Origin of the sequence: Roseateles sp. (assembly GCF_046300915.1) — a bacterium.
Lineage (GTDB): Bacteria > Pseudomonadota > Gammaproteobacteria > Burkholderiales > Burkholderiaceae_C > Kinneretia.
The window spans coordinates 1-7,077 of sequence record NZ_JBKCLH010000215.1 but is presented as its reverse complement, the minus strand read 5'-3'; the positions used below and the strand labels follow the sequence as shown (position 1 = coordinate 7,077).

Genomic DNA, 7,077 nt, shown 5'->3' with positions numbered 1-7,077 from the left:
CCCCAGGGGCTCGCCGTTGGCGCGCTTGTACTGCGCCTTGCGCGCGTACATCTCCATGTCGGCCTGGCCCTGTATCCCGAGACGGCGCGCGACGCCGCCGGCGCGGGCTACAGGGCCAGGCCCATGGCGGCGCTGACCTGCACCGCCAGCTGCGCACCCGGCAGGTAGACGGGCTGGGCCACCAGGGCCTCCAGCTTGGCCCGCACCAGTTCGGCCGCCTCGCGCCCGGCCACATCCACCAGCACGGCCACGAACTCGTCCCCGCCCACACGACCCACGGTGTCCGAATCGCGCAGCGCACCGGCCAGGCGCTGCGCCACCACCTTGAGCACCATATCGCCCGCCTCGTGACCGTAGCGGTCATTCACCGGCTTGAAGCCGTTGAGATCGATGAAGATCAGCGCCAGCTGCTCCTGCTGACGCTCGGCCCGGGCCAGGGCACGGTCCAGCCGGTCATGCAGCAGGCGCAGCGAGGGCAGTCCCGTGAGCGCATCGTGATTGGCCAGGTGCTGGACGGCCTCCTCCGCGCGCTTGCGGCGCTGCACCTCCTCGCGCAGCTCGGCCAGGCTGCGCTCCACCGAGGCCGTCATCTCGTCGATCACGGAGGAGAGCTCGCCAAATTCATCGGCGCTGTCCAGCCGGGTGCGGCTGTCCAGCCGCCCGGCGCGCACGGCGGCGCCCCATTGCCGCAGCACGGCCAGAGGCCGGCGCACCGAGCTGTCAAAGCGCCAGGCAGCCCATAAGGCATGCAGCACCAGCAGCAGCGCTACCGCACCCGCCACCCAGGCCGAGCGGCGCACCTGGAGATGGGACTCGCGCTGCGCGTGCACCAGGCGCTCCTGCAATTGCTGCTGCAGGCGCTGCAAGGGGGTGACCAGGGCCGCGCGTTCGCGCAGATAGGCCTCGCCAAACACGGCCGGCCGACGCGCCAAGCCGGCCGTCCAGGCCTCGCCGGCCAGATTCATGGCCTGGCGTTCCATGCCCACCAGGCCCATCAGTCGACGCAGCAGCGCTTCGTATTCGGCCAGCTCCTGCTCGCTGGCCCCCGCCGCGCGCAGGCGCGCCAGCAAGGAATGGGCCTCGCCGACGCCGGGCGTGGCCACGGGTGCTCCGGCCTCGCGCAGATTCCAGTAGCCCGGGCCGTAGCCCGTCGGCAGCTCGCGGCGCCCCTCCAGAATGTCCAGCAGCTCCTCGTAGAAGCGCAGATAACGCACATCGCCGCTGTAGACATACAGCCGCGCCATGCGGCCCAGCGCGTCGGCACTGAAGGGCAGTTCTGCCGCCAGGGTGTGCAGGCGCAAGCCCTCCAGCTGCCGCTGTTCCCGGAGCTGGCAGGCATGCACCAAGGTGTAGAGCGCCGCCAGCAGCAGGGACACCAGCGCCAGCAGGGTCGCCAAATGAAGCGCGAGCTTGCTGCGGATCTGCATGCGCGCAGCTTAAGCCCTGGCGCCGGATTGCGTCACCGCAAGGACCCCGATTCAGGCTGGCTGCAACAGTCCGCGCTCCAGGGCCTGACGCAGTCCGGCCGCGCCCTGCTCCACCAAGTCCAGCACATTCTCGAAGCCCTGCTCGCTGCCGTAGTAGGGGTCCGGCAACTCCTGGCCCCGGCGCCCGGGCACAAAGTCCATGAAGAGCTGCAGGCGCTCATGCAGATGGGCAGGCGCACGCTCGCGCAGCCATTGCAGATGCTCCAGCTCCATGACCAGCACCAGATCGAACAGCTCCAGCCGCTCCAGCGCCACGGGGCGGGACCGCCAGCGCCGCCCCAGCTCATAGCCGCGCTTGCCCAGGGCCCGCAGGGCACGGGCATCAACGGGCTCACCGCGCGGGCCGGCATGCAGACCGGCCGATTCGACCTGGGCGAACAGCCCCTGGGCCTTGATCACGGCTTCCGCCATGGGCGAGCGGCAGATATTGGCGGTGCAGACCAGGAGCAGAGCCGGGCTTGAAGGGCGGGTATTCATGTCGACCACATCATAGGCAAGCCGGCCCCATCGCGCAGGCCGGCGCCTGTCCCAGGAAAAGGGGCCTCACCCCGGCCCCGGGCCTCGGGCTCAGCGCGCCAGCTCGGCCCGCATGGCATCGATCACCGCCTTGTAGTCGGGCTTGCCGAAGATGGCGGAGCCGGCCACAAAGGTATCGGCGCCCGCGTCGGCGATCTGGCGGATATTGTCGACCTTGACCCCGCCGTCGATCTCCAGGCGAATATCACGGCCGCTCTTGTCGATGATCTTGCGCGCCGCCTCCAGCTTGCGCAGCGCGCTGGGAATGAAGCTCTGACCACCGAAGCCGGGGTTCACGCTCATGATCAGGACCAGATCCACCTTGTCGATCACCCATTCCAGCACCTCCAGGGAGCTGGCCGGGTTGAACACCAGGCCGGCCTGCTTGCCCTCGGCCTTGATCAGCTGCAGGGTGCGGTCCACATGGGCGCTGGCCTCGGGGTGGAAGCTCACCAGATCGGCACCCGCGCGGCAGAAGGCCTGGGCCAAGGCGTCCACGGGCTGGACCATCAGATGCACATCGATGGGCGCGGGCGTGCCATCCGGCTTGACGGCATGCTTGCGCAGCGCCTCGCAGACCATGGGTCCGAAGGTCAGATTGGGCACGTAATGGTTGTCCATCACGTCAAAGTGGATCCAGTCGGCCCCGGCCGCCAGCACATGGCGGACCTCCTCGCCCAGGCGGGCGAAGTCGGCGGACAGGATGCTGGGGGCGATGCGATAGGTGGTGCTCATTGCGCGCGCTAGCTCGGTCAAGCTGGAGAGGTGGGAGTGGCCGGATTCTATTGAGTCGGCCCCGCGCCCGGCGCCTCAGGGCCGGCGGTAGCGCTCGGCCAGCTCGCGCAGCGTGCCCTGGCGCTCCAGGGTCGCCAGGGCGGTTTCCAGGTGCTGGCGCGTGGCCCCGGGGAGCCGCCGGCTGAGAGCCAGGTAGTGCCGTTCCTCGGCCAGCGCTACCTCGCCCAGGCGCAGCCGCCCCTCGAACTCGGGCAGGCGCAGCAAGGGTGCCAGGGTCATGTCTTGCCCATAAACCGCATCGCCGCGCCCGGCCAGCAGCATGCGCAGGGCGACGATGTCATTGCCGGGCGCATCGCTGTAGCGCACGCCCTGGCGATCCAGCTGCCGCGCCAGGGCCGAGCCCTGAGCCACCAGCACCGGTAGGCCGCGGCTGTGCTGGGCCAGCTGTTGATAGCTCTCGATCCGGCGCTCATCCTCCCGGCGCTGCACCAGCACATGGCGCACGCGATAAATGGGCACGCTCAGGAAGTCAAAGCGAGCGCGGCGCTCGGGGGTGTCCAGCAAACACAGGAAGACGTCGATCTCGTCCTGCTCCAGCATGCGCTCGATGCGCCGCAGCGAGGCCTCTCGCTCCAGGCCCGCAATCTGCAGGCGGGGGTCGAACTGCGTCAGGGCCTGGGCGGCCTCGCGGCACAGGCCGGCGCGAGCCTCGCCGGGGGCCGCGTACTTCACTGGCGCACCCGACTGCGCAATGCTGCGCAGGGGCTGGGCCGCTGCCACCGACAGATACAGGCACAGGGCCAGCAGCATGGACCAGCGAGGCAGCAAGCGACTGAGCAAGACCATGGGGCAAGCATAGCGGCCGCAAGCGCCAAGGCCGCCCACGTGCAGACCCTAGGAAGCGGTACAGCCCGGCGATCCGGGCGCCTGGAAGGCCTGGCGGCGCCGCGCCACCTCCTCGCGGATCACACAGCCCGCGGCATGGTCATTGATCAGGCCCATGGACTGCAGAAAGGCGTGCATGGTGGTGGGCCCCACAAACTTCCAGCCGCGCTTCTTCAAGTCCTTGGACAAGGCCTGCGAGGCGGGCGACTCGGTCTGGTCGCGGTGCGCAGCCTCGGCCTCGGGCCGGGGCTCGAAGGACCAGATATAGGCCGCCAGCGAGCCCTGCTCCTGCCGCAGACGCTGGGCACAGCGGGCGTTGTGGATCACGGCCTCGATCTTGCCGCGATGGCGCACGATGCCGGCGTCCTGCAGCAGGCACTGCACATCGGCCGGGCCAAAGGCGGCCACCGCGTCGATCTCGAACTGGGCGAAGCCGGCTCGAAAGGCCTCGCGCTTGGCCAGGATGGTGCGCCAGGACAGGCCGGACTGGAAACCCTCCAGGCTCAGCTTCTCGAACAGGCGCCGCTCATCGGCCACCGGAAAGCCCCATTCCGTGTCGTGATAGTGCAGATAGGGCGGCCAGTCCGCCCCCGCGGCGCACCAGCGGCAGCGCGGGCGCCCGTCATGGGGCAGGAAGAGCTGGGGCTCGGACATGATGGGCTTCCTCTCCTGGGGGCGGCCCCGCGGTCTTCGGGGGCATGGTGGCTGCGGCGGCCAGCATAGCGGGCCTGACCCTAGAATGCCGCATGGCTCAAGCGCAATTCCGTTGCAGTGCCGTGGTGCAAGCCCTGCCGGAGCAGACCGATCCGGAACATGGACTGTTTGCCTACAGCTACAAGATCACCATCGAGAACATCGGCGATGTCGCCGCCCAGCTGATCGCCAGGCACTGGACCATCACGGACGCCCGCGGTCAGGTCCAGCAGGTGCAGGGCCTGGCCGTCGTGGGCCATCAGCCCTTTCTGCAGCCCGGCGAGAGCTTCCAGTACAGCTCCTGGGCCCAGATCGCCACGCCCCAGGGCAGCATGAGCGGCCGCTTCCTTTGCGTGACCGAAGAGGCCGAGGTCTTCTACGCCCCGGTGCCCGAGTTCGCCCTGGCCGAGCCGGGCCTGCTGCACTGATGCGCGCAGCGGCCCGCGACCGCAACAGCGGCGGCAGCTGGGACCTCACCGCCCTGCTCAACGCCGCCGATCCCCGCGCCGAACTGGCCGCCCGCAATCTCTGGCTGGTGCGCCTGCTGGAGTGGCTGCGCCACCCGGCCGCCCGCGAGGCTGACGAGACGCCCGCCGAGGGCGCCCGCCCCCTGCCCCTGCTGCGCCTGACGCATCTGCTCAATATGCTGGAGCGCAACCCCGAGGCCGCGACGCGTTTTGCCGCGGTGCTGGGTTCGGTCTGGCAGGACATGCGGGCCGAGGGCCTGTTTGCCGACGTGGGCTTTGCGCCCCGCATGGCCTTGTGGAGCGAGGCCCTGCACCGCCTGCGCCTGCGCCTGCTGCCCGACACCGTGGACACGCGCGAGCTCGGAGAGCTCTTTGACCTGCTCTTCCCCGACCCGCAGGACGCCGCCTGGCTGAACGCCATGGACGAGGCCCTGCTGGCTCGCCTGGGCACCCTCTTTGACCAGGCCCTGCCTGGCACCGGCATCTGGCGCCGGCCCATGCTCAGCGGCCTGACCATGCTGACCGGTGCCGTACATGCCGCCGGCCTCTCGGGCCCGCTGCGCCTGCGCATGGAGGAAGGCTTGCTGGGTGCTCCGCAACCCTTTGCCCAGCTGCCCGGCGCCACCGAGCGCTTCGGCGAGGCCCTGCTGGCCGACGATCCCGAGGCCCTGGCGCCCGCCCTGCGCTATCTGCGCGCCCTGCTGGACCACTGCCGGCTCGCGGCCGAGAGCGTGCCGCGCCATCTGGAGGAATTCGGCGTCTCGGTGGACATCATGTTCGAGGTGGAGCAGCTGCTGGAGCGGCTGCGCCGCATCGAGATGCTGCTGGACTGCCTGGTCTCCGAACAGCCCCAGCGTGAGCTGCTGCGCCTGACCAGCAGCCTGGTGGACGTGGTCCAGGCCCGGCGCAGCCTGCGCACCCTGTTTGCCCGCCACTACTCGCTGCTGGCGCGCAAGGTGGCCGAGCGCAGCGCCGAGACCGGCGAGCACTACATCACCCGCAATGCCGCCGAGTACCGCGACATGCTGCGCCGCGCCGCCGGCGGCGGCCTGGTGATCGCGGGCACCACCTTCGTCAAGTTCGCGGTCATGGCGCTGTCCCTGGGCGCCTTCTGGGCCGGCTTCTGGGCCGGAGCCAACTACGCCCTGAGCTTTGTGCTCATCCAGCTGCTGCACTGGACCGTGGCCACCAAGCAGCCCGCCATGACGGCGCCGGCCATGGCCGCCAAGCTGGACCATGTGGCCGACGAGCCCGGCCGCGAGGACTTCGTGGACGAGGTGGCCCATCTGCTGCGCTCGCAGATGGCGGGCATCGTGGGCAATCTGGCCGTGGTGGCCCCCGTGGTACTGGCGGTGCAGCTGCTGTGTGCCCTGCTGTTTGGCCAGACCCTGGTGGGCCCGCAGCAGGCCGAGTACGTGCTGCACTCCATGACCCTGCTGGGCCCCACCCTGCTGTTTGCCGCCTTCACCGGCGTGCTGCTCTTTGCCTCCAGCCTGATCGCGGGCTGGGTGGAGAACTGGTTTGTCTTTCACCGCCTGGATGCCGCCATCGCCTGGAACCCGCGCATCGTGGCGCGCCTCGGGGCACAGCGGGCCCAGCGCTGGGCCCAGTGGTGGCGCGGCAATATCTCGGGCCTGGCGGCCAATGTGTCCCTGGGCCTGATGCTGGGTCTGGTGCCGGCCCTGCTGGGCTTTTTCGCCCTGCCCCTGGAGGTGCGCCACGTCACCCTGTCCACCGGCCAGATCGCGGCCGCCGCAGGCGCCCTGGGCTGGGAGGTGCTGCGCCGGCCGGAGTTCTGGTGGTGTGTGGCCGCCATCCCCTTCACCGGCCTGCTCAATCTCTCGGTGAGCTTTCTGCTGGCCTTCAAGGTGGCCCTGCAGTCGCGCGGCCTCAAACTGGCCGAGCGCGACCGCCTGCGCGCCGCCATCTGGCGCCGCCTGCGCGAGAACCCGCGCCGCTTCTTCCTGCCGCCTCGTCCCGAGGCGCCGACCGAGCCTAAGGCCTAGGCTCCTGATCTTCGTCACGGGGGCGCTCGCCCCCCTTGCGACCCGAGAACATCGTCCACCAGACAATGAAAATCAGCAGGGCCAAGGCGCCCAGCGCCTCCAGCAACAGTAATCCCATGATGTCTTTGCGCTCCTTGTTTGGCCGGCTGTCGGGCGGCCGGGGTACGGTGCTGCTGCAGGCGGCCAGCAGGCCTCCTAGAATCGCGGCCGCCAGCAGGCCAAACAAGGAGCGCAACGACATCATGGGAGTACTGTTGCTGGAGGCGCTGGGCGCCTTGGCCCTGCTGA

7 protein-coding genes are annotated in these 7,077 nt (G+C 69.9%); 2 read left to right on the top strand and 5 right to left on the bottom strand.

What is annotated here, in order from left to right:
- Positions 1 to 107: 107 nt before the first annotated feature.
- The 5 genes from ACK5F2_RS16250 to ACK5F2_RS16230 all read right to left on the bottom strand — a co-directional run bounded on the left by ACK5F2_RS16250 (position 108) and on the right by ACK5F2_RS16230 (position 4,277).
- On the bottom strand, positions 108 to 1,427 hold the full coding sequence (locus tag ACK5F2_RS16250) for a diguanylate cyclase domain-containing protein (protein ID WP_409866484.1): 1,320 nt from the start codon (positions 1,425 to 1,427) through the stop codon (positions 108 to 110).
- Between the two features lie 51 nt (positions 1,428 to 1,478).
- A complete protein-coding gene (locus tag ACK5F2_RS16245; protein ID WP_409866481.1) occupies positions 1,479 to 1,964 on the bottom strand; it encodes a low molecular weight protein-tyrosine-phosphatase in 486 nt (161 codons plus the stop codon).
- A gap of 90 nt (positions 1,965 to 2,054) precedes the next feature.
- A complete protein-coding gene (gene rpe / locus ACK5F2_RS16240; protein ID WP_409866478.1) occupies positions 2,055 to 2,738 on the bottom strand; it encodes a ribulose-phosphate 3-epimerase in 684 nt (227 codons plus the stop codon).
- Between the two features lie 75 nt (positions 2,739 to 2,813).
- Positions 2,814 to 3,584 carry a substrate-binding periplasmic protein gene (locus ACK5F2_RS16235; protein ID WP_409866476.1) on the bottom strand — a complete coding sequence of 257 codons (771 nt, stop codon included), beginning with the start codon at positions 3,582 to 3,584 and terminating at the stop codon, positions 2,814 to 2,816.
- 48 nt (positions 3,585 to 3,632) lie between these two features.
- Positions 3,633 to 4,277 (bottom strand): DNA-3-methyladenine glycosylase I, encoded by a 645-nt coding sequence (locus ACK5F2_RS16230; RefSeq protein WP_409866474.1) that lies wholly within the window; start codon positions 4,275 to 4,277, stop codon positions 3,633 to 3,635.
- A gap of 92 nt (positions 4,278 to 4,369) precedes the next feature.
- Here ACK5F2_RS16230 and apaG point away from each other — a divergent pair, with 92 nt between their 5' ends.
- Together apaG and ACK5F2_RS16220 are read left to right on the top strand one after the other, a co-directional pair.
- A complete protein-coding gene (gene apaG / locus ACK5F2_RS16225; protein ID WP_409866473.1) occupies positions 4,370 to 4,744 on the top strand; it encodes a Co2+/Mg2+ efflux protein ApaG in 375 nt (124 codons plus the stop codon).
- A complete protein-coding gene (locus ACK5F2_RS16220) occupies positions 4,744 to 6,789 on the top strand; it encodes a site-specific recombinase (protein ID WP_409866471.1) in 2,046 nt (681 codons plus the stop codon). Before apaG ends, ACK5F2_RS16220 begins: the two co-directional genes overlap by 1 nt.
- Positions 6,790 to 7,077 lie beyond the last annotated feature (288 nt).